The 23,571-nt window shown below is 64.4% G+C and carries 25 protein-coding genes; 19 read left to right on the forward strand and 6 right to left on the reverse strand.

The window, feature by feature from the left end:
* Positions 1-28: 28 nt before the first annotated feature.
* The 5 genes from BM408_RS06890 (at position 29) to BM408_RS06910 (ending at position 3,946) form a co-directional block, all read left to right on the forward strand.
* The gene (locus BM408_RS06890; RefSeq protein ID WP_175541712.1) at positions 29-904 is read left to right on the forward strand and encodes an amidohydrolase family protein; all 876 of its coding nucleotides are present in this window, start codon (positions 29-31) and stop codon (positions 902-904) included.
* The gene (locus tag BM408_RS06895; RefSeq protein WP_092128241.1) at positions 901-1,734 is read left to right on the forward strand and encodes an SDR family NAD(P)-dependent oxidoreductase; all 834 of its coding nucleotides are present in this window, start codon (positions 901-903) and stop codon (positions 1,732-1,734) included. Before BM408_RS06890 ends, BM408_RS06895 begins: the two co-directional genes overlap by 4 nt.
* Before the next feature lie 67 nt (positions 1,735-1,801).
* Positions 1,802-2,785 (forward strand): Bug family tripartite tricarboxylate transporter substrate binding protein, encoded by a 984-nt coding sequence (locus BM408_RS06900; RefSeq protein WP_092128243.1) that lies wholly within the window; start codon positions 1,802-1,804, stop codon positions 2,783-2,785.
* 14 nt (positions 2,786-2,799) lie between these two features.
* Positions 2,800-3,321: a carboxymuconolactone decarboxylase family protein gene (locus tag BM408_RS06905; RefSeq protein WP_092128245.1), complete on the forward strand. Its 522-nt coding sequence runs from the start codon at positions 2,800-2,802 to the stop codon at positions 3,319-3,321.
* 1 nt (position 3,322) lies between these two features.
* The gene (locus BM408_RS06910; RefSeq protein ID WP_092128557.1) at positions 3,323-3,946 is read left to right on the forward strand and encodes a hypothetical protein; all 624 of its coding nucleotides are present in this window, start codon (positions 3,323-3,325) and stop codon (positions 3,944-3,946) included.
* A gap of 24 nt (positions 3,947-3,970) precedes the next feature.
* Here the strand turns inward: BM408_RS06910 and pgeF are convergent, their stop codons facing one another.
* Both pgeF and maiA read right to left on the reverse strand, forming a co-directional pair.
* A complete protein-coding gene (pgeF, locus tag BM408_RS06915) occupies positions 3,971-4,747 on the reverse strand; it encodes a peptidoglycan editing factor PgeF (RefSeq protein ID WP_092128246.1) in 777 nt (258 codons plus the stop codon).
* Between the two features lie 7 nt (positions 4,748-4,754).
* A complete protein-coding gene (gene maiA / locus BM408_RS06920) occupies positions 4,755-5,393 on the reverse strand; it encodes a maleylacetoacetate isomerase (RefSeq protein WP_092128559.1) in 639 nt (212 codons plus the stop codon).
* Positions 5,394-5,626: 233 nt separating this feature from the next.
* Between maiA and BM408_RS06925 the strand changes: the two genes are divergently transcribed.
* Positions 5,627-6,661: an NADP-dependent oxidoreductase gene (locus BM408_RS06925; protein WP_092128247.1), complete on the forward strand. Its 1,035-nt coding sequence runs from the start codon at positions 5,627-5,629 to the stop codon at positions 6,659-6,661.
* Between the two features lie 18 nt (positions 6,662-6,679).
* On the opposite strand, the gene BM408_RS06930 is transcribed toward BM408_RS06925, so the two are convergent.
* Together BM408_RS06930 and BM408_RS06935 are read right to left on the reverse strand one after the other, a co-directional pair.
* Complete coding sequence (locus BM408_RS06930; RefSeq protein WP_092128249.1) at positions 6,680-7,174, reverse strand: Lcl C-terminal domain-containing protein; 495 nt, start codon at positions 7,172-7,174, stop codon at positions 6,680-6,682.
* A 213-nt stretch (positions 7,175-7,387) separates the two neighbouring features.
* A complete protein-coding gene (locus BM408_RS06935; RefSeq protein ID WP_092128251.1) occupies positions 7,388-8,341 on the reverse strand; it encodes a LysR family transcriptional regulator in 954 nt (317 codons plus the stop codon).
* A 144-nt stretch (positions 8,342-8,485) separates the two neighbouring features.
* On the opposite strand from BM408_RS06935, the gene BM408_RS06940 reads away from it, so the two are divergent.
* Both BM408_RS06940 and BM408_RS06945 read left to right on the forward strand, forming a co-directional pair.
* Positions 8,486-9,697, forward strand: coding sequence for an MFS transporter (locus BM408_RS06940; RefSeq protein WP_092128253.1), 1,212 nt, complete (start codon positions 8,486-8,488; stop codon positions 9,695-9,697).
* A 12-nt stretch (positions 9,698-9,709) separates the two neighbouring features.
* Positions 9,710-10,960 (forward strand): SGNH/GDSL hydrolase family protein, encoded by a 1,251-nt coding sequence (locus BM408_RS06945; protein WP_092128255.1) that lies wholly within the window; start codon positions 9,710-9,712, stop codon positions 10,958-10,960.
* Here the strand turns inward: BM408_RS06945 and BM408_RS06950 are convergent.
* Positions 10,957-11,679, reverse strand: a complete 723-nt coding sequence (locus BM408_RS06950; protein ID WP_092128256.1) for a GntR family transcriptional regulator — start codon at positions 11,677-11,679, stop codon at positions 10,957-10,959. The two genes, BM408_RS06945 and BM408_RS06950, sit on opposite strands and share 4 nt — an antisense overlap.
* Positions 11,680-11,769: 90 nt before the next feature.
* Between BM408_RS06950 and BM408_RS06955 the strand changes: the two genes are divergently transcribed.
* The 4 genes from BM408_RS06955 to BM408_RS06970 are packed head-to-tail and all read left to right on the forward strand — an operon-like array spanning position 11,770 to position 15,331.
* Positions 11,770-13,182: a Rieske 2Fe-2S domain-containing protein gene (locus tag BM408_RS06955; RefSeq protein ID WP_092128258.1), complete on the forward strand. Its 1,413-nt coding sequence runs from the start codon at positions 11,770-11,772 to the stop codon at positions 13,180-13,182.
* Positions 13,179-14,663: a type I glutamate--ammonia ligase gene (locus BM408_RS06960; protein WP_092128260.1), complete on the forward strand. Its 1,485-nt coding sequence runs from the start codon at positions 13,179-13,181 to the stop codon at positions 14,661-14,663. The genes BM408_RS06955 and BM408_RS06960 overlap by 4 nt, the downstream gene beginning before the upstream one ends.
* A gap of 8 nt (positions 14,664-14,671) precedes the next feature.
* Positions 14,672-15,010 (forward strand): 2Fe-2S iron-sulfur cluster-binding protein, encoded by a 339-nt coding sequence (locus BM408_RS06965; protein WP_092128262.1) that lies wholly within the window; start codon positions 14,672-14,674, stop codon positions 15,008-15,010.
* An 18-nt stretch (positions 15,011-15,028) separates the two neighbouring features.
* Positions 15,029-15,331: an antibiotic biosynthesis monooxygenase family protein gene (locus tag BM408_RS06970; protein WP_092128264.1), complete on the forward strand. Its 303-nt coding sequence runs from the start codon at positions 15,029-15,031 to the stop codon at positions 15,329-15,331.
* Positions 15,332-15,415: 84 nt separating this feature from the next.
* On the opposite strand, the gene BM408_RS06975 is transcribed toward BM408_RS06970, so the two are convergent.
* Complete coding sequence (locus BM408_RS06975; protein ID WP_092128266.1) at positions 15,416-15,859, reverse strand: MarR family winged helix-turn-helix transcriptional regulator; 444 nt, start codon at positions 15,857-15,859, stop codon at positions 15,416-15,418.
* 125 nt (positions 15,860-15,984) lie between these two features.
* On the opposite strand from BM408_RS06975, the gene BM408_RS06980 reads away from it, so the two are divergent.
* The 7 genes from BM408_RS06980 to BM408_RS07010 all read left to right on the forward strand — a co-directional run bounded on the left by BM408_RS06980 (position 15,985) and on the right by BM408_RS07010 (position 23,523).
* On the forward strand, positions 15,985-17,178 hold the full coding sequence (locus BM408_RS06980; protein WP_092128268.1) for a 3-hydroxybenzoate 6-monooxygenase: 1,194 nt from the start codon (positions 15,985-15,987) through the stop codon (positions 17,176-17,178).
* 25 nt (positions 17,179-17,203) lie between these two features.
* Positions 17,204-18,205: a Bug family tripartite tricarboxylate transporter substrate binding protein gene (locus tag BM408_RS06985; protein ID WP_092128270.1), complete on the forward strand. Its 1,002-nt coding sequence runs from the start codon at positions 17,204-17,206 to the stop codon at positions 18,203-18,205.
* Between the two features lie 8 nt (positions 18,206-18,213).
* A complete protein-coding gene (locus tag BM408_RS06990) occupies positions 18,214-19,593 on the forward strand; it encodes an FAD-dependent oxidoreductase (RefSeq protein WP_092128272.1) in 1,380 nt (459 codons plus the stop codon).
* Between the two features lie 22 nt (positions 19,594-19,615).
* Positions 19,616-20,713, forward strand: a complete 1,098-nt coding sequence (gtdA, locus tag BM408_RS06995) for a gentisate 1,2-dioxygenase (RefSeq protein WP_092128274.1) — start codon at positions 19,616-19,618, stop codon at positions 20,711-20,713.
* Positions 20,710-21,405 (forward strand): fumarylacetoacetate hydrolase family protein, encoded by a 696-nt coding sequence (locus tag BM408_RS07000; protein ID WP_092128276.1) that lies wholly within the window; start codon positions 20,710-20,712, stop codon positions 21,403-21,405. The genes gtdA and BM408_RS07000 overlap by 4 nt, the downstream gene beginning before the upstream one ends.
* Before the next feature lie 313 nt (positions 21,406-21,718).
* A complete protein-coding gene (locus BM408_RS07005; RefSeq protein WP_092128278.1) occupies positions 21,719-22,207 on the forward strand; it encodes a TRAP transporter small permease in 489 nt (162 codons plus the stop codon).
* Positions 22,204-23,523, forward strand: a complete 1,320-nt coding sequence (locus BM408_RS07010) for a TRAP transporter large permease (protein WP_092128280.1) — start codon at positions 22,204-22,206, stop codon at positions 23,521-23,523. The genes BM408_RS07005 and BM408_RS07010 overlap by 4 nt, the downstream gene beginning before the upstream one ends.
* The last annotated feature ends 48 nt before the right edge of the window (positions 23,524-23,571 follow it).

Genomic DNA, 23,571 nt, shown 5'->3' on the forward strand with positions numbered 1-23,571 from the left:
GGATGGGCACCAGAATACGGGCAGCACCATGAACACAGAACCCGTCCTCACTTACCTGCCCGAGCCCTCACAGCCGGGCTTTAGCCCGCCGCTGCGTGCCTGCGACAGCCACGTCCACGTCTTCGGGCCGGCCGCGCGCTTTCCGTTTGCGGCCACGCGCAACTTCACCCCGGCCGATGCTCCTCGCGAAACCCTGTTCAGCCTGCACCGCAAGCTGGGCATCTCGCGTTGCGTCATCGTGCAATCCGCCATCCACGGTTTTGACAATTCGGTGGTGGAAGACGCCATCTCGGCCGGCCGGGGACGTTACCTCGGCGTGGCGCTGGCGCCGCACGACGTGCCTGACGCCGAGCTGCGGCGCCTGATGGCCGCCGGCTTTCGCGGTGTGCGCTTTAACTTCATGAAGCACCTGGGCCAGGGCGCCACGGTGCAGCAGGCTGTCGCCCTCACCCATCGCCTGGCGCCTTTGGGCATGCATTTGCAGGTGCATTTCGACAGCAGCCTGATCCACGACCTGGGCCCGGTGCTGAAAACCTCGGCCGTGCCGGTGGTGATAGACCACATGGCCCGCGTCGATGCACGGCTGGGCGCGGACCATGCGGATTTCCGTGCGCTGTGCACGCTCATGGAAGACCCGCTGTTTTACGTCAAGGTCAGCGGCGCAGACCGCATCGACGCCAGCCCACCCCACACCTACGCACATGGCGTGGCCCTCGCTCGCCGCCTGGTCGAGTCCTTCCCCGACCGCTGCCTCTGGGGCACCGACTGGCCGCACCCCAATCACACCCATGTGCCGGACGACGGCGCGCTGGTGGACTTGTTGCCCGCCATCGCCCCCACGCCCGACTTGCAAGACCGCTTGCTGGTGCAAAACCCGCAACGCCTTTACCAGTTTCCCGCATGAACGCCTCTACTCACTCAGTCAACTCGCCGGTTGCCGGCCGCCTCGCAGGCAAGGTGGCCTTCGTCACCGGCGCCGGCTCCGTCGGCCCCGGCTGGGGCAACGGCCGTGCGATTGCCGTGCGCTTTGCCCAGGAAGGCGCCCGCGTGTTTGCGGTAGACCGCGACATCGAACGCATGCAGGAAACCGTACGCCTGGTCGAGGAAGCAGGCGGCGAAATCGCCACCGCGCAATGCGACGTGACCCAGTCGGCCTCCATCGCGGAAGTTGTGGCAGCTTGCGTGACCCGTTTCGGCCGCATCGATGTGCTGGTGAATAACGTGGGCGGCTCGGCCGCCGGCGGCCCGGTGGAAATGGCCGAGGAAACCTGGGACGCCCAGATTGACCACAACCTGAAAAGCGTGTTCCTGGCCTGCAAGCACGTGCTGCCGCTGATGGAAGCGCAAGCGGCCGGCGCCATCGTCAACATCGCCTCGACCTCGGGCCTGCGCTGGACGGGCTCGGCCCAGGTCGCTTATGCCTCAACCAAGGCGGGCGTGATCCAGTTCTCGCGCGTGGTGGCGGTGCAGTACGCCAAAGCGGGCGTTCGCGTGAACACCGTGGTGCCCGGCCAGCTTTACACACCCATGGTTGATGTGCGCCTGGCCAAGCAACGCACCGGCGGCGACGTGACCGCCCTGTTGCAACAGCGCCAGTCGCGCATTCCACTGCCCTTTATGGGTGACGGCCGCGACACCGCCAATGCTGCGCTCTTCCTCGCGTCGGACGAAGCCCGTTTTATCACCGGCACCGAGATCGTGGTGGACGGCGGCATGTCGGTGCGTTGCGATTGAGAAAGTTAGAAATTTAGAAGTTCAGAAATTGAGAAATTGGGATTTCACGGAGACAAAGGAAAACACCATGACAAGCAAAAACATTCCCCGCAGGGCCGCCCTGCTGCTCACCACCGCCGCGCTGGCCCTGGGCTTCGCAGCCCCATCGGTCTATGCGCAAGCCAAAATCACCCGCCTCGTGGTGGCCTTCCCGCCCGGCGGGCCGGTTGACTTTGTGGCACGCACCCTGGGCGAGCAACTGGGCAAAGAGTTGGGCTCGCAGGTCATCATCGAGAACCGGGCCGGCGCCAACGGCGCGATCGCGGCCGAATATGTGTCGCGCGCCACACCCGATGGCAATACGATCTGGCTGACCAGCGTGGGCGCGGTGGCCATCAACCCGCCGCTGTATGAAAAGCTGCCCTATGACCCTGTGCGCGACCTCGCGCCGGTCTCGCTGGTGGCCAACAATGTGGAGCTGCTGGTGGTCGGCGCGGGCAACCCGGCCAACACCGGCGCTGAATTCATCGCCAACGCCAGGCTGAAAAAGGACGGCGTCACCATGGCCTCATCCGGCACCGGCAGCGTGCCGCACCTGGCGATGGAGCTGCTGGCCGACGCCACCAAAGCGCCGCTGGTGCATGTGCCCTACAAAGGCGCGGCGCCGGCCATCACCGACGTGATTGCCGGCCATGTGGACGGCTTTTTCGGGGACATTCCCGGCCTGGTCGGCTTCATCAAGGCCGGCAAGCTCAAGCCCATCGGTATCGCCTCCAGCCGCCGCCACCCGCTGCTGCCCGAGGTCAAGACCTTCCAGGAAATGGGCATGGCCGGCGTTGACTCCGACAACTGGTATGCGCTGTTTGTAGGCAAGGCCACACCGGCCGCCGACATCACACGGCTGAATGAAGCGGTCAGGCGCACGCTGGCCAACGAAGGCGTGCGCAGCAAGCTGCTGGCGTCCGGCGCCGAGCCCGCCGCCTCCAGCCCGGCGGAGCTGGCCCTGCTGTTGAAAAATGACACGGCCAAGTGGGGCAAGGTCATACGCGCCAAGAAGATCAAACCCGAGTAAAGGCAAACGCACCTATGCGCATCACACCCGTCACCCCCGGTACACGGCCTGAACTGGCCGCCATCGAAGCCGGCATCATGGCCGAGCGCGGCCGCGTCTCGCCGCTCTACCAGGTGCTGCTGAACAGCCCGCCGCTCGCGCAGGGCTGGGAACAGTTGCTGACAGCCGTGCGCAACCGCAATTCGGTGCCCGCGCTGCTGCGCGAAATGATCATCTTGCGGGTGGCGGTGCTGAACCGTGCGCCGTATGAATTTGAAGCCCATGTGCCGCACGCGCTGGCGGCCGGCATGCCGTCAGAAAAAATCGAGGCGCTACGCGAGCCTGGCGCGGGCACACAAGCCGGCATGTTCTCGCCGCTGGAGTGCCATGTCATTGCCCTCACCGATGCGATGACACGCGATATCGAAGTGCCCGACAGCGTCTTTGACCCGCTCAAGCCCTTCTTCAGCGAGCAGCAACGGGTGGACCTGGTCGCCACGGTAGCGTCTTACAACATGGTGTCGCGCTTTCTGGTGGCGCTCAGGGTTGGGCATTGACGTGAGCCAGACGCCTCAAGCCACCGACGCGCTGCTGGTGCAGGCCCATGCGCCGGCAGGCCATGCAGCAGACTTCAGCGCCATGCTGGCGCAGCTGCCCGCCACCGCAGGGCTTGCGGCCAAGCCAGCGCGCGCGGCCTTCAACAAAGCCCAGGGGATTTTTTACGGCTACCTGTTTCTGGACCAGCGCACTGCTCTGGGCCCATCTGCTGCGCAGGCGCTGGAATCCAGTTTGCACAAACACTGGCCCGGCCTGCAAGACCTCAACATCTCCCGGCTGGAGCGCGTGTTTGACACACCAGGCGCTTCGGCAAGCGCCACGCCAGTTTTTCACTACGTCGTTGAAATGGACCCCGAAGCGGGCTGGATGCCCGAGCTGTCGGCCTGGTATGACACCGAGCACATGCCGGGCCTGGCCAAGGTGACGGGCTGCATACGCGCCAGCCGCTTCCTCAACCATGACCACGGCCCGCTGTCGCTGGCCTGCTATGACCTGGTGAGTGAAGAGACGCTGGGCTCGCCGCCCTGGCTGGCCGTGCGCGGCACCGAATGGAGCAGCCGTATGCGGCCGCGCTTTACCAATACCCGGCGCACCATGTTTGAGGTGCTGCCGCTGAGCAGATAAGCCGCTGAAGACAGCGCCGGCGCTTTAGACGCGCCAGATGCAGGCCGCCATGCGGCCGGTCGTGCCAAAGCCGTTGCCCGTGGGCCCGGCATCGCGCCTGTGCGAGAAAAACTTTGAGGGATTGCGCACCGTGCACCAGGCATCGCTGCCGTCATTGCCGTATAGCTGCGTGATCCCCAAAGCCTTCAGGCGCAGTCGCGCCAGGCCCGGCAGATCGGCCAGGTATTTACCTGCGCTGCTGGGTGCAAAAAGGCGGCCGGCCTCGGGCTGAACGGCCTCGAAAGCCGCTTTGACTTCAGCGCCGACTTCAAAAGCCGAAGGCCCGATGCACGGGCCCAGCCATGCGAGTGCGCGGGTGCCGGCCTTCATGGCGGCATGAACGCTTTCCAGAACGCCTTGCCCGCCCTGCCCCGCCAACCCGCGCCAACCGGCATGGGCCGCGGCCACCGTTGCACCGTCTTCGGTAGCCAGCAAAACCGGCAAGCAGTCCGCCACCATGATGGTGCAGGCCACACCGGCTTCTTTCGTCAAACAGGCATCCGCCTGCAAGCCGTCATCGGTGGCGGTATCCAGCGCGAGTACGTCGCTGCCATGGACTTGCTGCAGGAAAACCGCGCGGCTGCCCAGAGCCTGGCGCAGCAAAGCGCGGTTGGCCGCGACTTTGGCCGGCAGGTCGCCGACATGGTCGCCCAGGTTCATGCTGTCGTGAGGCGCGGCCGAGATGCCGCCGGCGCGGGTGGTAAACACCGCCTGCACGCCGGCCGGCGCCGGCCAGTCGGGAATCAGCCAATCCGCATGCACAGCGCGCTCAAGCTTCGTTGTCTGGGCAAGCAGACGGCTGGGCCTTCTGGAAGGCCGGCAGCTTCATGCACGCATCAAACGCAGCCATGGTGCGCGGCAAGCCGTCAAAGCTCACGTTAAAGCGCTTGGCGTTGAATACCTGCGGCACCAGGCAGCAATCGGCCAGGGTGGGCGTCTCGCCATAGCAGTATGTTGAAGGAGGCAATAGGGCCAGTTGGCGCTCGAAGGCTTCCAGCCCGTCGCGGCACCAGTGGACGTACCAGGCGGCTTTGGCGGCGTCGTCGAGCTTGAGCTCTTTCACCAGGTACTTGAGGACGCGCAGGTTGTTAAGGGGGTGGATCTCGCAGGCAATGGACTGCGCCAGCGCGCGCACCTTGGCGCGGCCCAGCGCGTCGGCCGGCAACAGGGCCGGCGTGGGGTGCTTTTCGTCCAGGTATTCGATGATGGCCATGGACTGCGAGAGCTTTTCGCCGTCGACTTCCAGCAGCGGCACCAGGGTGTCTGCGGACAGGCTGGCATAGGGCTGGTGTTTATGGTCGCCTTTGGCGATGTGCACGGGGATGTAGTCGTAGCTGAGGCCCTTGAGCTCCATCGCAATGCGTACACGAAAGGATGAAGAAGAGCGGAAATAGTTATGGAGTTTCATCTCTAAAGCATAAACGATGGCCCCCACGGTCGCGCACTTCGTGTCGCTCCCTGCCCCCCGAGGGGGTGCTGCGCCTGCGGCCCGGCAAAGCCGGTTCCGCGGCCCCGGCTGGGTTAAATACATCCCCGCCGTCGCGACCACCATGTGGCAGGGCAATCGCGTGGGCGACTGACGCGCGGGCAGTCCGTCACTACCATTGCCTTTTTGCCCACCCGCCACTCCCGGAGACACCCATGAGCGCCATCACCACCCTGAGCAACCACCAGATTCGCCTTGCCAGCCGCCCCGTCGGCCTGCCCACGCGCGACAACTGGAGCTTTACCACCGAGCCGGTCGCAGAACCCGGCCCTGGCGGCGTGCTCGTCAAAACCCTGTACCTGTCGCTCGACCCCGCCATGCGCGGCTGGATGAACGATGCCAAGAGCTATATCCCGCCGGTTGAGATTGGCGCCGTGATGCGCGCCGGCGGCGTGGGCAAGGTGATTGCCTCGCAAAACCCGGCCTTTGCCGTGGGCGACTATGTCAATGCCGCACTTGACGTGCAGGAGTACTGCCTGATCTCGGCCGACCAGATCAAGCGCAGCGGCATGTTCAAGATCGACCCGCGCCTGGGCCTGACCTCGTGGCTCAACGTGCTGGGCCTGCCCGGCATGACGGGCTATTTCGGCCTGCTGGAAGTGGGCCTGCCCAAGGCGGGTGAAACCGTGGTGGTCTCGGGCGCGGCCGGCGCGGTGGGCCAGACGGTCGGCCAGATCGCCAAGCTCAAGGGCTGCCGCGTGGTTGGCATTGCCGGCGGCAAGGCCAAGTGCGACTGGGTGGTGAGCGAGCTGGGCTTTGACGCCTGCATCGACTACAAAAATGGCGACGTGCGCGCCGGGCTGAAAGAGCACTGCCCCAAAGGCATCGACGTCTACTTCGACAACGTGGGCGGCGAAATCCTGGACATGGTGCTGGCACGCCTTGCGCGCGGCGCCCGCATCATCATCTGCGGCGCCATCAGCCAGTACAACAACACCACGCCGGTGAAGGGCCCGGCCAACTACCTGTCGCTGCTGGTGAACCGCGCCCGCATGGAAGGCATCGTGGTGTTCGACTACGCCGACCGCTACCACGTGGGCGTGGCCGAGATGGCGGGCTACCTCAAGGCCGGCACCATGAAGAGCAAGGAAGACATCGTCGTCGGCCTGGACACCTTCCCCGAGACGCTGCTCAAGCTCTTTAACGGCGAGAACTTCGGCAAGCTGGTGCTGCAGGTCGCCAAGGACTGAGACAGCCCTTTCAGTCGGTTACTTCGCGCTGCGCACCAGCCGCACGGCGGCCGCGGTGGCGCGCGGGGCTTCACCCGCGCTGCCGTCGCTGAAACCCACAAAGGTGAAATAACCCGGGCCGGTGCTGCTGGAGGTCCAGAAACGCGCCACCGGCGTGCCGGGAAAGGCGTTGGGGTCTATCGCGGCCTTGTCCACATCGGCCTCCCGCGCAGAAACAATGCTGGACAGCTCTTTGAGAATGGGCAGCCGCCATTCGGCTCCCGGCGCGGAAGCAGCCTTGGCGCGCGCAGCCGCGTCGGGTGCGCTTAAAAACGCTGCCTGCCCAGTGCAGGTTTTCCCCTTGAAGGTCATGCCCTCAGCGCAACGCCGCCAGGTCAGGCCGGTGCGGCTGTCGGTGACTTCCTGGCCATCGGCGGACGCGGTGAAACGCTCTTGCGCAAAGCCGGCGCCGGGCAGCGACAGCAATAAAAGAGACAGGGAAAGACCCAGGGTGTGAACAGGAACGCGGTGCATAGAAAAACCTCCGTGGCCGAAGTGGCCCTTGCAGCCTTACGACTTGTTACCGATGCTAGGCAAGTTGGGCGCGCGCTGCCATAGGGAACCTATGTAGTGGGTAGTACCTAGCAAGCCGGTGCTTAAGTTGCAATAGCCAAGTTGCAATTGCTCAGTTTTATTGGCTTGTATCCACCCACCCCGGAAGCCGAAAGTCTGGAGCCGGGGCAGCCGTCAGGGCTGGTGCAGCTGGTAGTCCAGCCCGAAGCCGCCGCCGTCGAGCACGTCCTGCGTGACCTGCTCCACCAGAAAATCCAGCAGCACGCGCACCCGCGCCGGCAGGCGACCGCCCCGGCCGACAAACACCGCATGGATGGGCTCGCGCTCGCCGGGGTTGAGGTCTTCAGCCACCGGCACCAGGCGGCCGGCGTCGATGTCGCGGCGCACGTGAAAGATCGACATGCGGGCCAGCCCCGCGCCCGCCAGCACCAGGTGCCGCATCGCTTCGCCGTCGCTGGCGCGTGCATAACCGGTGATGGGCAACTGCTGGATCTGCCCATCTACCCGCACCGGCCAGTAATGCATATTGCGCTTGAAGGTATGGGCCAGGCGCTGGTGCGCCTCCAGTTCTTGCAGCGTCCGCGGAGTGCCGTAGCGCGCCAGGTAGGCCGGGCTGCCGACGATCACCTGCGCTGTATCGCCCAGACGCCGTGCCACCAGTTGCGACGAGGCCAGCGCGCCCCAGCGGATCGCCACGTCGGTGCGCTCGTCCAGCAGGTCGACCACGCGGTCGGTCAGCGTGATGTCCAGGGTGATGTCGGGAAAACGCTCATGAAAGGCCGGCACCAGCGGCAGCAGCAGGCGGTGCGCCGTCGGCATGCTGGCGTTGACGCTGACCCGCCCGCGCGGCATGGCGCCGGCGGCCGCGCCGCGCTCGGCCTCGTCCATGTCGGCCAGCACGCGCGTGCTTTGTTCATAAAACGTGGCGCCTTCGGGCGTGAGCTGCAGCTTGCGGGTAGAGCGGTTGACCAGCCGCGTGCCCAGCCGCGCCTCCAGCCGGGTCACCAGCTTGCTGACGGCCGAAGGCGTCATGCACAGCTGCCGGGCGGCGGCCGAGAAGCCGGCCTTTTCCACGACCTGGACAAAGGCCTCCATTTCACCGGAGCGGTTGACGTCGTTGCGGGGCATGGTGAGGCTATTTTGGAGGGGATGTTGAAGGGATCAGCCCGGTTTAATGTGACTTCAATTCACAAATTCTTGTCTTCAGGCCATTCTAGTCAAAGCACTACTTCGTTTCCATACTACCCACATCCTCTTTTTAAAGCGACTTCCATGGCTGCGAGCACATCACTTTCAACACCTTCACGGCTCCCCCTGGGCCTGCTGGCCCTCACCGCCGGCTCCTTCGGCATAGGCACGACCGAGTTCGTCATCATGGGCCTGCTGCTGCAGGTCTCCGCCGACCTGGGCGTGACCATCGCCTCGGCCGGGCTGCTGATTTCGGGCTACGCGCTGGGCGTGGCGGTGGGCGCGCCGGTGCTGACGCTGGCCACGCGCAAGCTGCCGCGCAAAACCGTGCTGCTGGCGCTCATGGCCATCTTCACGCTGGGCAACCTGGCCTGCGCGTTGGCGCCCGACTACGGCAGCCTGATGGCGGCGCGCGTCATCACCTCGATGGCGCACGGCACCTTCTTTGGTGTGGGCTCCATCGTGGCCACCGGCCTGGTCGCGCCCGAGCGCAAGGCCTCGGCGATTGCCATCATGTTCAGCGGGCTGTCGCTGGCCACTTTGCTGGGTGTGCCTGCCGGCGCCTGGCTGGGCCTGCACTACGGCTGGCGCTCCACCTTCTGGGTGGTGACGCTGATCGGCTTGCTGGCTTTTGTGGTGCTGGCCATTTTTGTGCCGCGCAGCGCGGCCGAAAACGGCACGACCTCCATCCGGCAAGAACTGGCCGGCCTGGCCCGCCCGCAGGTGCTGCTGGGCCTCTTGATGACGGTGCTCGGCTTTGCCGGCCTGTTTGCGATCTTCACCTACATCCAGCCCATCCTGACGCAGATCACCGGCTTCAGCGAAGCGGCGGTGTCGCCCATCCTGCTGGTGTTTGGCGGCGGCTTCTTTGTCGGCAACCTGCTGGGTGGCCGCCTGGCCGACCGCGGGCTGCGGATGTCGCTGCTGCTCACGCTGGCCGCGCTGGCGCTGGTGCTGGGCGTGATGGGCTTTGTGCTGCACTCGCCCGTCGCCACGGTGGTGTTTGTCGGCTTGCTGGGCGCGGCTTCGTTTGCCACCGTGGCGCCGCTGCAGATGCGTGTGCTGCAGCAAGCGCACGGCGCGGGCCAGAACCTGGCGGCCAGCCTCAATATCGGCGCCTTTAATGTGGGCAATGCGCTGGGCGCCTGGCTGGGCGGCCTGGTGGTCAGCAGCTCCTTTGGCCTGGGCGGCTTGAGCTGGCTGGCTGCGCTGATCACTGTAGTCGGCCTCGCTGTGGCGCTGTACAGCCTGTCGCGCGACAAGGCCGAAGTGCACGCCATTCCCGCAACTTGCTAAGAGGTCATCGCGATGAACACCTTCTTCTCTTCAAAGCGGCGCGCGCTTCAAGCCCTGCTGTCGTTTACCTTGCTGCTGGCCGGCGCCTCTGCACAAGCAGCCGATACTGGTGTGTGGACACCCAGCTGGACCGCCAGCCCGCAACCCATCTGGGGTAGCAGCTTTGTGCTGCCGCTGGGCCTTCCCGCCACGCTGCAGGATCAAACCGTGCGCCAGACCGTGCGGGCCAGCGTAGGCGGCTCGCGCGTGCGCATCGTGCTGTCTAACGAGTACGGCTCGCAGGCTTTACAGGTTGGCGCGGCGCACATCGCCCCCGTAGACGGAACCGGCAAGGCATTGACCTTTGGCGGCCAGCCGGCGGTCACTGTGCCGGCAAATGCCGTCGTGATGAGTGACCCGGTCGAGATGGCCGTTGCACCGCTAGGCCGCCTGTCGGTCAGCCTCTACTTTCCGCAGACGACGCCGCTCACGACCATTCACTGGGACGGCCTGCAGCCCGCGCAGATCACGGCAGGCAATGCCGTGAGCGCGAACGCCCTCAAAGCCGACAGCACGGTGAACAGCCGCCTCTTCCTTAGTGCCGTGCTGGTGGAGGCCGCGCCCGGCACGCGCACGGTGGTAGCTTTCGGCGACTCGATCACCGACGGTGCAGCGTCCACGCCCGCTACCGACCAGCGCTGGCCGGACTTTCTGGCGCGGCGCCTGGCCGGGCAAAACGTGGCGGTGCTCAATGCCGGCATCTCGGGCGGGCGCGTGCTCAAAAACCACATGGGCATGAATGCACTGGCCCGCTTTGACCGCGATGTGCTGGGCCAGCCCGGCATCGCCAGCGTGGTGCTGCTCATGGGCATCAACGACATCAGCTGGCCCGGCAGCACTTTTGAGCCGGACGAGCAGGCCACGCAGGCCGAGGCGCTGATTGCCGGTTACCGCCAGTTGATTGCGCGCGCCAAAAGCCGCGGCGTGCGCATCGTGGGCGCCACTCTGACGCCTTTTGAAGGCGCGCTGACCATGCCGGGCTCACCGATTGCGAATTACCACAGCCCCGCAAAAGACACTGTGCGCCAGCGCATCAACGGCTGGATACGCGGCAGTGGCGAATTCGATGCGGTGCTGGATTTTGATGCGGTGGTGCGTGACCCGCAGAACCCGCTGCGCATCCTGCCCGCCTATGACTCGGGCGACCATCTGCACCTGGGCGATGCGGGCAACAAGGCTGTTGCCGAAGCTATAGCCCTGAAGCTGCTGCTGGGCGAACGCTAGCCGCCAACTACCAGGCGCAAACCAGGCATCAGGCTTTCGGTTTCGGCGCGCCGCTGCAGCGCCATGCGCATATTCATCTGCGCGACTTCAGTGTGCTCCACCGCCAGCGCCTGGGCGCGCGCGCCCTCACCCGCCTTGAGCGCCGCAAACAGCATGTGGTGCTGGCGGTGCGCGTAATGCATCCAGTCGCGGTCTTGCTCCAGCGTCGACTGCATGGGCAGCATGGCCGATGCCGAGGCAAAGGGCAGTTTGTCGTTGAGCTCGATGGCACGCTGCAGCGCGCGGTTGCCGCTGGCCTCGAGGATCAGCGCGTGAAAGCGGTCGTTCATGGCGGCATAGGCCGCGTAGTTGTCATAGCCCAGCGGGTTGGCGGCCAGCGCGCGGTCGCCTTCATCCAGGCATGACTGCAAATCCAGCTGCAACTGGCGTGACACGCCGTGCTCAGCCACCAAGCGCGCCGCCATGCCTTCAAGGTGGCCGCGCACCGCAATCGCATCAGCCACTTCGCGCGGCGTGAACTGGCGCACCAGGTATTTGCCGGTGTCGTTGGCTTCAACCAGGCCCTCCTGCTCCAGCGTGACCAGCGCGGCCCGCACCGGCGTGCGCGAGGCGCCCAGGCGTTCGGCCAGTTGCTGCTCGGCCAGGCGCGCGCCGGGCTCAAACTCGCCGCGCAGGATCAGGTCGCGCAACTGCATCAAAACGGTTTCTTGCAAGTTCATGGCGCAGAATGTACACTGAATTTTAATTTCGGTATACCGTTTTGCGGTTTATCTGCCAAATTGACCTCAAAGCCACCTAACAAGGCCGCCATGAACGCTGAACAAAACGAGTTGTTGACCCGCATCACGCCGGGCACGCCCTGCGGCAAGCTGCTGCGCCAGTACTGGCAGCCCGCCGCGCTGGTCGATGAGTTCAACCCGGCGCTGGACCCGCGCATGGAGATCCGCCCGGTCAAAGCCATCAAGCTGCTCGGCCAGAACCTAGTGCTGTTCAAGGATGCATCCGGCGCCTGGGGCCTGCTGGACCGCGACTGCGCGCACCGCGGCGCCGACCTGTCTTTTGGCCGCCGTGAAAGCGCCGCGCAAGGCGGCGGCCTGCGCTGCCCCTTTCATGGCTGGAAGTTCGCCACCGACGGCCGCTGCCTGGAAACACCGGCCGAACCCACCGGCAGCAAACTCTGCGAGCGCATACGCCAGCGCAGCTACCCCGTGATTGAGAAAGCCGGCGTGCTGTTTGCCTGGCTGGGCGACGAAGGCAGCACGCCACCGCCCTTCCCCGCCTTTGACTGCTTTGCCGCGCCGGCCACGCACAGCTTTGCCTTCAAGGGTTTGTGGAACGCCAACTGGCTGCAGGCTTTTGAGGTGGGCATTGACCCGGCACACCCGTCCTTCTTGCATCGGTTTTTGCAGGATGATCCTCTAGCCGAAATCGGCGACAACCCGGCGGGCAAGCAGTTTCGCAGCGCCAGCGCCGGCAGCAAGGACGGTGAGCAGTGGCCGATGACGCGCATCATGCGCGAGTTCGCCCAGCCCGACATCAGCTTTGAGACCAAGCCCTGGGGCATGCAGCTGACCGCGCTGCGCGCCATGACCGACAAGCTCACCCATGTGCGCGTGACCGACGCGATATTCCCGGCCACCTTTGTGATTCCGCTGTCGGAAACCATGACCATCACGCAGATGCACGTGCCGGTGGACGACACCCACACCTACTGGTACACCTTCTTCACCAGCTTTGCCGGCCCGCTGGACCGCGAGAGCATGCGCGCGCAGCGCCAGCAGTTCATCGCCCTGCCCGACTACATCCCCAAGGCCGGCCGTCACAACAACTGGGGCTTTAACGCCGAAGAGCAGATGAGCACCACCTATCTGGGCATGGGTGAAGAAGACATCAATGTGCACGACCAGTGGGCGGTGGAAAGCATGGGCGCGATTCAAGACCGCACACGCGAACACCTGGGCACCTCCGACAAGGTCATCATGGCCAACCGGCGTGTGCTGCTCAAGGCTATTGAGACGGTGCAAAACGGCGGTGTGGCGCCCGGCATTGCCGACCCCGCGCTGGCCGCGGAGATGACCGGCCCGGACACGGTGGACGGCATTGCGCCGGCCGGCGAATGGGCGCAGTGGTGGCAAACCACCGCCCGCGCCAAACGAGAAGGCGCGCCCTGGCTCAAGGCCAAAGCCGCCGCCGGCACACCCAGCACCGCTACGCTGCCATGAGCGGCTTTGCAGCGCAATGCGGCGTGCATGACGCCGCAAGGCAGGCGGCGCTGGCCGATGCCGTGCGGCGCATCGAGGCGCGCGGACTGGAATTGGTGCGCTTTGCCTGGTGCGACCTGCACGGCATGCTGCGCGGCAAGACGCTGGTAGCCTCGGCCGCCGCGGAAGCCATGACGGGCGGCGTGGGCATGGTGAGCACGCTGCTGCTTAAAGACACCGCCGACCGCACCGCTTACAAGGTGTTTGAAGCCGGTGGCGCGGCCGAACTGCCGGGCTTTGAATTTGGCGGCAACGTGATGCTGCTGGCTGACCCGGCGAGCCTGAAGGAATTGCCCTGGGCCGACAAAACCGGCTGGCTGCAATGTCAGCCCTGGTTTCCCGACGGCAGCCCGGTGGCCTTTGACACACGCCGGGTGCTGCAAACTGCGCTCGCCAAGCTGGCTAAAGCCGGCTACGGCATGAAGTGCGGGCTGGAGATTGAGTTCCATATTTACCGCATCGGTGAAAACGGCAACACGCCCCAATTGGACCCGGAGCTGGCCGCCTGGCCGGGTTTGCCGCCTGAGGTCAGCATGATCCACCCGGGCTACCACCTGCTGTCGGAGCAATGGGTGGACATGGCCGAGGAGCCTTTGCGCATCGTGCAGCGCACCGCGCAAGCGCTGGGCCTGCCGCTGCTGTCGCTGGAGATTGAGCTGGGCCCCAGCCAGGTCGAAGCAGTGTTCGATGCGACCGACGCATTGGCCGCCGCCGACAACATGGTGCTGTTTCGCAGTGCGGTAAAGCAAGCTTTGAGGCGTGCCGGTTACCACGCCTCCTTTATGTGCAGGCCGCCCTTTCCGAACATCATGTCCAGCGGCTGGCATTTGCACCAGTCGCTGGTCGACCTGAAAACCGGCGCCAACCTGTTCAAGCGCGCCAACCCCGCAACAGGAAGCACGCCCACCGACGCGCAATACACGCTGTCGGAAGTCGGCGAGCAGTACCTGGCCGGCCTGCTGGCGCATGCGCGCGGCATGACGGCGTTTTGCACGCCCACCATCAACGGCTTTGGGCGCTTTCGGCCCAATGCACTGGCGCCGCAATCCATTTTGTGGGGCCGCGACAACCGCGGCGCCATGCTGCGCGTGGTCGGCCAATGCAACGACAACAGCACGCGCATCGAAAACCGCCTGGGCGAGCCGGCGGCCAATCCCTATCTCTATCTGGCGTCGCAGATCTATGCCGGGCTGGACGGCATGGCCCGCCGCCTGAAAGCTCCGCCGGCGACTGACGCGCCGTATGGGTCCGCCACGGAGAAAATCCCCACCAGCCTGGGTGAGGCGCTGGACGCGTTAAAAGCCGACGCAGCCTTGACGGCCGCCTTCGGCGACACTTTCGTCCGTTATCTCGCACGCATCAAGCAGGCCGAAATCGACCGCCATGCCGAAGCCGAAGACAAGGACGACTGGCAGCGCCGTGAATATTTCAGCCGTATCTAAGATCACTCATGACCACCATCACTGTCAATTTAATAGCATCAAGTGGAAGCACCACACAGATAAGCGGCAAGATTGGGAAAAGCCTGATGGAAGCGGCCGTCTCGGCCGGCATTGACGGCATAGCCGCCGACTGCGGCGGGCTGCTGACCTGCGCGACATGCCACGTGTATGTGCAGGAACCTTTTGCCTCGGATGCCAGCCTCCTGCCGCCACCCGACGGAGAAGAACTGGGCATGATCGAATTCACCGCCGCACCGCGCAAACCCACCAGCCGCCTGAGCTGCCAGATCAAGCTCACGCAAGCGCTGGACGGTTTGGCGGTAGAGTTGCCGTCTACCCAGTATTAACAACCGACAGGTGCCTACATGATTCTCGAACTCGCCGACATCCGCATCCACCCCGGCCAGCAAGCCGCCTTTGACGAAGCCATCCAGCGCGGCATCAAGGACGTGATTTCCAAGGCCAAGGGCTTTCAGGGCTACAAGGTCAACAAAGGCATTGAAAGCCCCGAGCGCTACATCCTGCAGATCTTCTGGGATACGCTGGAAAACCACACCATCGACTTCCGCCAGTCGCCCGCCTTTGCCGACTGGCGCGCCATCGTCGGGCCGTTTTTTGCAGGGCCTCCTACGGTGGAGCATTTCGACTTGCTGGCCAAATCGAACTGAAAAAGACACGCAAAACAAAAACGGGGCTTATCAGCCCCGTTTTTTTATCTGGTTTGCTTAGCCGTCTTACTACCTGGCGTCGCTTTACTTGGCATCGTTCTCGTGGCCGGCGACCAGCTTGGTCAGCAAGACGCCGAGCTGCACCCGCTCCTCTTCCGCCAGGGGCGCCAGGATGCGCTGCTGGGTCTTGCCGACCGCCCGCTTCATCTGCAGGGCAACTTTTTCACCTTCCGGCGTGTTCCAGAGCAGCTTTCGGCGCTTGTCGCGCGGGTCGGCTTCGCGCTTGACCCAGCCCTTGGCCTCCAGGCGGCCGATGACGGAGCCGAAGGTAGCCGGGTCAAAGGCGACGCGGCCCGACAGCGTGATCTGGTCTTCGCCGGGGTCGTCCATCAGCGCATTGAGGATGGCAAATTGCACGGGGGTGGCGTCGAAACCTGCCGTCTCCTCCATGAAGATTGCCACTGCCAGCTGCTGCGCGCGCCGGATCAGGTGCCCGGGCGCTTCTCCGAAGTTGAAACTTTTTGCCATTTGCCGAGTTTACCGTTCAGGTTTGCGGTTCAGGGTATGTACTAATCCGCCAATTAATAAGTATACTTATCATTAATGCATTCACAGCAAATTGCAACGACATTCCCGGCTTGACCCACCCCACTATGGCACACACTTCTCCCCTCATCATCTCGGGCGGCGGCATCGGCGGACTGGCCGCGGCCATGGTGCTTGCCCAGGACGGCCACCCGGTGACACTCCTGGAGCAGGCGGCGAGCTTCGGTGAAATCGGCGCCGGCATCCAGCTGGGCCCGAATATCTTTCGCATGTTCGACTACCTGGGCCTGACCGAAGCCATCAACCGCGTGGCCTTCTTCCCGCCCGGCCTGGGCATGAACGATGTGCGCACCGGCGAGAAAGTGGTGCGCGTGCCGCTGGGCGATGTGGCCCGCGCCACCTACGGTTTTCCTTACGGCGTGATCTACCGCGCCGACCTGCACCAGGTGTTCCTGGACGCCTGCCGCGCCCAGCCCAACGTCACCCTGCGCACCAGCGCCAAGGTGGAGTCGTTTAACCAGACTGCCGACGGCGTGACCGTACAGCTTGAAGGCGGCGAGGTCGTTGAAGGCCGCGCGCTGATAGGCGCCGACGGCATGTGGAGCCGCATCCGCGAAGCGGTGGTGGGTGACGGCAAGCCCCGCGTGTCGGGCCATATCGCCTACCGCGCGGTGCTCAAGCGCGAGGATGTCCCTGCCCATTTGTGGAGCGACGACGTGCTGCTCTGGGGCGGCGAGAAGACCCACCTGGTGCACTACCCGCTGCGCCGCGGCGAGCTGTTCAACCTGGTGGCCGTCTTTCACAGCAATAAATACGACGAAGGCTGGAACACTTTCGGCGACACCGCCGAGCTGACTGAGCGCTTTGCCGACGCCTGCCCGCAGGTCAAAGAGCTGCTGGGCAAGATCGAAACCTGGAAGATGTGGGTGCTGTGCGACCGCGAACCGGTGAAGAACTGGACCGACAAGCGCGTCACCCTGCTGGGCGACGCCGCCCATCCCATGCTGCAATACCTGGCCCAGGGCGCCGGCCAGGCGATTGAAGACGCGGTGGTGCTGCGCGAAGCGCTGCGCTTTACCCGCGGCGATGTGGAAAAGGCCTTCCAGAAATACCAGCAAAAGCGCTACCTGCGCACCGGCCGCGTGCAGCTGACCGCCCGTTTTTATGGTGATATTTACCATGCGGCCGGCGTGCAGCGCGAGCTGCGCAACCAGATGTTCCAGAGCGGCACCGAGAGCGCGGGCTTTGCGGGTCTGAAGTGGATGTACGACGGGATCGAGCCGTCAAAACTGTTCCAATGACGCTTTTAAAGCCTCAGGGACTGTGATGAAGCCTGTTTTTGCCAACTTTTCCCGCCAAATTCTCGCTATCTTTTTGGTAGCGGCTTACGCTCATTCTGCGGGCGCTGCAGGCCCAAAAGATTCAAAATCTCCGGAAACCTGGCCAAGCAAGCCGCTGCGCATCCTGGTGGGCTTTCCCGGCGGCTCCACGCCCGACATGGCCGCCCGCACGCTGGCCGAGCCGCTGAGCCGCGCCCTGGGCCAGCCAGTCATCATCGACAACAAACCCGGCGCATCCGGCAACATCGCAGCCGACCAGGTCGCCAAGGCCACCGACGACCACACGCTGGGTGTCGTCATCAACGGCAATTTGACCTCGGCCAAGCTGCTCTACCCCAAGCTGCCTTACGACCCGGCCAAAGACTTTGCGCCGATCTCGCTGATGGCCACCGCGCCGCTGATGCTGGTGGCGCCTGCCAATGAACCAGCCGGGGCCGAGTTCTTCGCCGCCGCGCGCCAGGGCGGCAGCCAGTGGAACTACGGCTCGGTCGGCAATGGCTCAGTCGCCCACCTTGGCATGGAGCTGCTGAAAAGCCGCGTACCCGGCCTGACGCCGGTGCACGTGCCTTTTGCCGGCAACCCTCAGGTGGTCACCGCCATGCTGGGCGGCCAGATCCAGATGGCGCTGATTCCGCCCGGCGTGGCCATGCCGCATGTGCGCTCGGGCAAGCTCAAGGCCATCGGCCTGGCCGGCGGTCGCTCTTCGCTTGTGCCCGAGGTGCCGCCGCTGGCCGATGCCGGTGTGACCAACGTGAACCTCGAAGTCTGGACGGCACTGATCGGCCCGGCAAACCTATCCAAAGCCGCGCAGGCCCGGCTGGCGCAAGAAGTGCCGCGCATCATCCGCGACGCCGACACGCGTCAAAAACTCTTCAACCAGGGCTGGCAGGCTGTGGGCACGTCGCCCGACGGCCTGAGGAGCCGCGTCAAAGATGAAGCCGCCATCCTGGGCGGCATCATCCAGTCGCGCGGCATCAAGCTGGAATAAGCAGAGTCATGGCCTCGATCACTGAACCCGCACGCACCTTGCCGGTCTACGGCGAGTTTGACGTCGTCGTGGTCGGCGGCGGACCTGCTGGCCTGGCCGCCAGCGTCAGCGCCGCACGGCATGGCGCGCGCACGCTACTGGTAGAGCGTTACGGCTTTCTCGGTGGCATGGGCACAGCCGGCGGCGTCACCAACTTCGCAGGCGTCTATGGCCGCAAGAACGGCCAGATGCACCAGGTGGTGCGCGGCGTGGCCGACGACCTGCTGCAACGCATAGACGCACTGGGCGGCCTGAACGCGCCGCAAGACGGCATGCAGAGCCGCATCCGTGTGCGCTCTTATGACGTGTCGGCCTACAAATGCGCGGCGGACCAGCTGCTGGTGGCGGCTGGCGTTCACATTCTTTTTCACGCCTGGGCCTCCGCTGTGGTGATGGACGGTGATTGCATCGGCGCCCTGGTGGTCGAAACCAAATCCGGCCGGCAGGCGATACGCGCGTCGCGTTTCATCGACTGCTCAGGCGACGCCGACGTGGCGAACTTTGCCGGCGTGCCGTTTGAGCTGGGCGACGGCCATGGCAGCGCGCTGTTTCCTTCGACGATGTTCCGCGTCGGCCATGTCGATGCGCCGCGCGCACTGGCGGCCGTGGGAGAGTTCAAGGCTATCAACACGCTGATGGCCGAGAGCCAGGCGCGCGCGCCGGGCCGCTACAAATTCCCACGCGAAGGCGCGATCCTTCGGCCCCAAAAGAACCCCACCGAGTGGCGCGCCAACGTCACGCAAATCCGCAACGCCCAGGGCACGGCCATGGACGCCACCGACGCGCGCCAGCTCAGCGAAGGCGAGCTTGAAGGCCGGCGCCAGATCACCGAATACTTCCGCTTTCTGCGCAGCGAGGTGCCGGGCTTTGAAGACTCCGCCATCGTGGACATCGCACCGCAAGTCGGTATCCGCGAAACGCGCCGCATTCAGGGCCTCTATGCCTTGAGCGGCGAAGACATCCTCTCCTCGGCCCGCTTTGACGATGCCATCGGCATCAACGCCTGGCCGATGGAGCTGCATGCCGATGGCCGTATCGACTGGCAATTTCCGCGCAATGTAGATGCCGCGCAAGGCCGCGCCTACAACGACCTGCCCTGGCGCATGCTGGTGCCCCAGGGCGTGGCCAACCTGCTGGTGGCGGGCCGCTGCGCCTCGATGACGCATGAGGGCCAGTCGGCCGCACGCGCCAGCGGCGGCTGCTTTGTGATGGGCCAGGCCGCGGGCACGGCGGCGGCGATGCTGTCTGCCGGGCAATCTTTTTCCGATACAGACGTGAAACAACTGCAGCAGTTGCTCACGCATGACGGCGTGTACTTCGACAACGATTTCGACAACGGCGATCTTTAAAACCAGAGACTGGACACCCACCATGGACATGACGCCCCCACCCACCCACGGCCAGAGCACAGCGCCCAACAGCGCCGCGCGCAAAGCTTTTTACGATGCGATTTCGGCACACAGCATGACGCCGCTATGGGAAGTGCTGCATGCCCTGGTGCCGCAGTCGCCCAGCACGCCGTGCCAGCCGGCGCTGTGGAAGTACGCTGACGTGCATCCCTTCCTGATGAAGTCGGGCGAACTGATCACCGCTGAAGAAGCGGTGCGCCGCGTGCTGATCCTGGAGAACCCGGGCCTGCGCGGGCAGTCGTGCATCACGCAGTCGCTGTACGCGGGCCTGCAGGTCATCATGCCGGGCGAAATCGCGCCCAGCCACCGCCACACGCAAAGCGCGCTGCGCTTTGTGGTGGAAGGCCATGGCGCCTTCACCGCGGTGGACGGCGAACGCACACAAATGAAACCGGGCGACTTCATCATCACCCCGAGCTGGACCTGGCACGACCACGGGCACGAAGGCCGCGTGGAATCCGACACGCCCGTGGTCTGGCTGGACGGCCTGGACATTCCCATGCTGCGCTTCTTTGATGCGGGCTTTGCCGAAAACGGCACGGCCAAGCAACAAGAGGTCACCAAGCCCGAAGGCATCAGCACCCACCGCTATGGCGCCAACATGCTGCCGATGCGTTATGACGCACCCTTCGGCGGCAAGACCTCGCCCATCTTCAGCTACCCCTACGACCGCACGCGCGAGACGCTGCACCAGCTGGAAACCCATGCCGACATCGATGCCTGGGACGGCGTCAAGCTGCGCTATGTAAACCCGGCCACCGGCGGCTCGCCCATGCCGACCATGGCGACCTTCATGCAGCGCCTGCCGGCGGGCTTTGCGGGCAAGCCCTGGCGGCAGACCGACGGGGCTGTTTTCAGCGTGGTCGAAGGTACCGGTTCCGTCAGCATTGAGCAAGGCGGCAAGACTTCGACTTTCGAGTTTGGCCCCAGAGACCATTTTGTGATTCCGTCGTGGCACACTGCGCAATTGCGTTCGGCGCAGGGTTGTGTGCTGTTCAGTTTTTCAGACCGCCCGGTGCATCAGGCATTGGGCATACACAGAGAAGAAAGGTTGTCATGAGTTTTGTTATCACCCCACCGGCCGCAGTGTCCGTCCCCGTCGTCGGCACCAAAGACCGCTTCCCGGTCAACCGCATTTACTGCGTGGGCCGCAACTACGAAGAGCACGCCAAGGAGATGGGTTTCACCGGCCGCGAGCCGCCCTTCTTCTTCCTCAAGCCCGCTAATGCCGCCGTCGTGGTAGACGCCGGCGCCACCGGCACCATTCCCTACCCGTCGCTCACCAAGAACCTGCACCATGAGATTGAACTGGTCGTGGCCATCGGCACGGGCGGCAAAAACATCAAGGCGGCAGACGCGCAAAAGCACATCTATGGTTACGCCGTCGGCCTGGACATGACGCGCCGCGACCTGCAGGGCGAGATGAAAAAGCAGGGCCGCCCCTGGTGCATCGGCAAGGCCTACGACGACTCAGCGCCCATCGGCCCCATCACACCCGCGGCCCAGGCCGGTGACGTGAACAACGCCGAGATCTATATCCAGGTCAACGGCAAGGACCGCCAGCGCAGCAATGTCTCCAAGCTGATCTGGAATGTGGCTGAAACCATCGAGCACCTGTCAGCCGCGTGGGAGCTTCAGCCCGGCGACCTGATCTACACCGGAACACCCGAAGGCGTGAATGCCGTGGTGTCGGGTGACACCATGGTGGGCGGTGTAGCGGGTTTGACCACGCTGACCGTCAAGGTTGCATAAGCGCAAGCAAACAAACAGACATTGCACCGCACCTGCTGCGAATGCAGAGATGAGACAAACGGCCGCCTTGTGCGGCCGTTTTGCATGGCAAAAACAGGAGGTGGCAGCTTGCGCGATCACCGCGCACCTGTTTTAATCACCGCGCAATTACCCCGGAAGCCCCGGGGTAACCCACCTGCCGCCTGCGGGCGGGTTTCTTCATAATCCGCCAGATACCGGGGGCTGTCACAAGGCCTGCAAAATGCAGCAATGATGGCAACCCGTATGCCTTGTTCCCCTCCCGTACAAAATCACTGGATCACTGGAGACGCGTTTGAAGATTCTTGAAAAACTTGCCAAGCTGTGCGCCATCCTGGCCGGCGTGCTGCTGACCTGCATCACGCTGATGACCTGCGCCAGCCTGATAGGCCGCAACACCACCGGCGACTCCATCGTCGGCGCGTTTGAGCTCACCGGCGTGGCCGCCGGCGCCGCGATTGCCCTCTTTATGCCGCTATGCCAGCTGCGCCGCGGCAACATCATTGTGGATTTCTTCACCGCCAACCTGAGCGACAAAGTCAATGACAAGCTGGATCGCTTCGGCACTTTGCTGTTGGTGGTGATCTTCGGCCTGCTGGCCTGGCGCACCACGCTGGGCGGGCTCAATGTGTGGTCCGCCCATTCAGAGACACAGATCATGGGCTTTCCTGAATGGGTGGTGTATGCCTCCATGGTCCCGCCCTTTGTGCTGACGGGCCTGATCGCGCTGCACCAAACCGTGTTCGGCTTCGGCAAGACTGAAGCTGTGGAGACCCCGATATGAGTTCCTTGAGTTTGACGCTGCTGATCTTCGGCAGCATGCTGGCCCTGATGGCCGTGCGCGTGCCGATTGCCGTCAGCATGTTTGCCGCAGGGGCCATCGGCTATGTCACGCAGACCGGCTGGCCGCCTTTTGCCAGCTTCCTGAATTCGCAGGCCTTTGCGCGCTTTGCCGGTTACGACCTCTCCGTCATCCCGCTCTTCATCCTGATGGGCCACTTCGCCACCAAGGGAGGCATCAGCAAGTCGCTGTTTGAGTTTGCGGCGGGTGTCATGGGCCGCTTCAAGGGCGGGCTGGCCATGGCGTCCTTGCTGGCTTGTGCGGCCTTCGGCGCCATCAGCGGCTCGTCGGTGGCCACGGCGGCCACCATCACCGGCGTGGCCCTGCCCGAGATGCAGCGCCACGGCTATTCAGGGCGCCTCGCCACGGGCACGCTGGCCGCCGGCGGCACGCTGGGCATCCAGTTGCCGCCTTCCATCGTGCTGGTGATCTATGCGATCCTGACCGAGCAGAACATCAGCAAGCTGTTTGCAGCCGCCATCATTCCCGGCATCATCGCGATGTGCGGCTACATGATTGCCGTGGCGATTTATGTGCGCGTGGTGCCCGGCCATGCACCTGAAGTGCAGGCCGGCCACCAGGGCGTCACCATGAAGTCGCTGATCGGTGTAGCGCCCATCGTGATCATCTTCCTGCTGGTGTTTGGCGGCATTTACGGCGGCTACTTCACGCCGACGGAAGGCGCTGCCGTAGGCGCCGCATCTACCTTCATCACCGCCCTGCTAAAGGGCGAAATGACGCTGCAAAAGTTCAAGGAATGTTTTTACGGCACGGCCGTGAGCGCGGCGATGATTTTCCTGATCTTTATCGGCGCCGACCTGATGAACTCCGCGCTGGCGCTGACGCAGGTGCCCAACCAGCTGGCGGCGCTTGTCGGTGGCTGGGGCCTCTCGCCGCTGATCGTGGTGGTGGCCATCCTGCTCTTTTACGTGCTGCTGGGCGCGGTGATGGACGAGCTGTCGATGCTGCTGCTGACGATCCCCATCTTTTTCCCCATGGTGATGGCGCTGGACTTCGGCATGGCCAAGGAGTCGGTGGCGATCTGGTTCGGCATCATGGTGCTGATGACGGTCGGCTTCGGGCTGATCGCCCCACCGGTGGGCCTGAACGTCTACATCGTCAACGGCCTGGCCAAAAAGGTGCCCATGGGCGAAACCTACCGCGGCGTGATGCCATTTCTCATCAGCGACGTGATCCGCACCATGCTCTTTTTGTTCTTTCCCATCATTCCCTTATGGCTGGTGGGGTTCATCAAATGACACTGTCGTTAACGGATCCAGTGACTTTTACCCGGGCAGGACTGGGGT

The sequence above is a fragment of the Polaromonas sp. YR568 genome, from assembly GCF_900116715.1.
Classification (GTDB): Bacteria; Pseudomonadota; Gammaproteobacteria; order Burkholderiales; family Burkholderiaceae_C; genus Polaromonas.

Excerpts from the sequence above, each read along its gene's own strand:
- BM408_RS06985 (WP_092128270.1), top strand. The coding sequence starts at position 17,204 with ATGAAGCCTGTTTTTGCCAACTTTTCCCGCCAAATTCTCGCTATCTTT.
- BM408_RS06950 (WP_092128256.1), bottom strand. The coding sequence starts at position 11,679 with ATGAACTTGCAAGAAACCGTTTTGATGCAGTTGCGCGACCTGATCCTG.
- BM408_RS06890 (WP_175541712.1), top strand. The coding sequence starts at position 29 with ATGAACACAGAACCCGTCCTCACTTACCTGCCCGAGCCCTCACAGCCG.
- BM408_RS06980 (WP_092128268.1), top strand. The coding sequence starts at position 15,985 with ATGGCACACACTTCTCCCCTCATCATCTCGGGCGGCGGCATCGGCGGA.
- BM408_RS06945 (WP_092128255.1), top strand. The coding sequence starts at position 9,710 with ATGAACACCTTCTTCTCTTCAAAGCGGCGCGCGCTTCAAGCCCTGCTG.
- maiA (WP_092128559.1), bottom strand. The coding sequence starts at position 5,393 with ATGAAACTCCATAACTATTTCCGCTCTTCTTCATCCTTTCGTGTACGC.
- BM408_RS06925 (WP_092128247.1), top strand. The coding sequence starts at position 5,627 with ATGAGCGCCATCACCACCCTGAGCAACCACCAGATTCGCCTTGCCAGC.
- BM408_RS06990 (WP_092128272.1), top strand. The coding sequence starts at position 18,214 with ATGGCCTCGATCACTGAACCCGCACGCACCTTGCCGGTCTACGGCGAG.
- BM408_RS06900 (WP_092128243.1), top strand. The coding sequence starts at position 1,802 with ATGACAAGCAAAAACATTCCCCGCAGGGCCGCCCTGCTGCTCACCACC.
- BM408_RS06960 (WP_092128260.1), top strand. The coding sequence starts at position 13,179 with ATGAGCGGCTTTGCAGCGCAATGCGGCGTGCATGACGCCGCAAGGCAG.
- BM408_RS07000 (WP_092128276.1), top strand. The coding sequence starts at position 20,710 with ATGAGTTTTGTTATCACCCCACCGGCCGCAGTGTCCGTCCCCGTCGTC.
- BM408_RS06965 (WP_092128262.1), top strand. The coding sequence starts at position 14,672 with ATGACCACCATCACTGTCAATTTAATAGCATCAAGTGGAAGCACCACA.
- BM408_RS06970 (WP_092128264.1), top strand. The coding sequence starts at position 15,029 with ATGATTCTCGAACTCGCCGACATCCGCATCCACCCCGGCCAGCAAGCC.
- BM408_RS07010 (WP_092128280.1), top strand. The coding sequence starts at position 22,204 with ATGAGTTCCTTGAGTTTGACGCTGCTGATCTTCGGCAGCATGCTGGCC.
- gtdA (WP_092128274.1), top strand. The coding sequence starts at position 19,616 with ATGGACATGACGCCCCCACCCACCCACGGCCAGAGCACAGCGCCCAAC.
- BM408_RS06935 (WP_092128251.1), bottom strand. The coding sequence starts at position 8,341 with ATGCCCCGCAACGACGTCAACCGCTCCGGTGAAATGGAGGCCTTTGTC.
- BM408_RS06975 (WP_092128266.1), bottom strand. The coding sequence starts at position 15,859 with ATGGCAAAAAGTTTCAACTTCGGAGAAGCGCCCGGGCACCTGATCCGG.
- BM408_RS06930 (WP_092128249.1), bottom strand. The coding sequence starts at position 7,174 with ATGCACCGCGTTCCTGTTCACACCCTGGGTCTTTCCCTGTCTCTTTTA.
- BM408_RS06955 (WP_092128258.1), top strand. The coding sequence starts at position 11,770 with ATGAACGCTGAACAAAACGAGTTGTTGACCCGCATCACGCCGGGCACG.
- BM408_RS06895 (WP_092128241.1), top strand. The coding sequence starts at position 901 with ATGAACGCCTCTACTCACTCAGTCAACTCGCCGGTTGCCGGCCGCCTC.
- BM408_RS06905 (WP_092128245.1), top strand. The coding sequence starts at position 2,800 with ATGCGCATCACACCCGTCACCCCCGGTACACGGCCTGAACTGGCCGCC.
- BM408_RS06940 (WP_092128253.1), top strand. The coding sequence starts at position 8,486 with ATGGCTGCGAGCACATCACTTTCAACACCTTCACGGCTCCCCCTGGGC.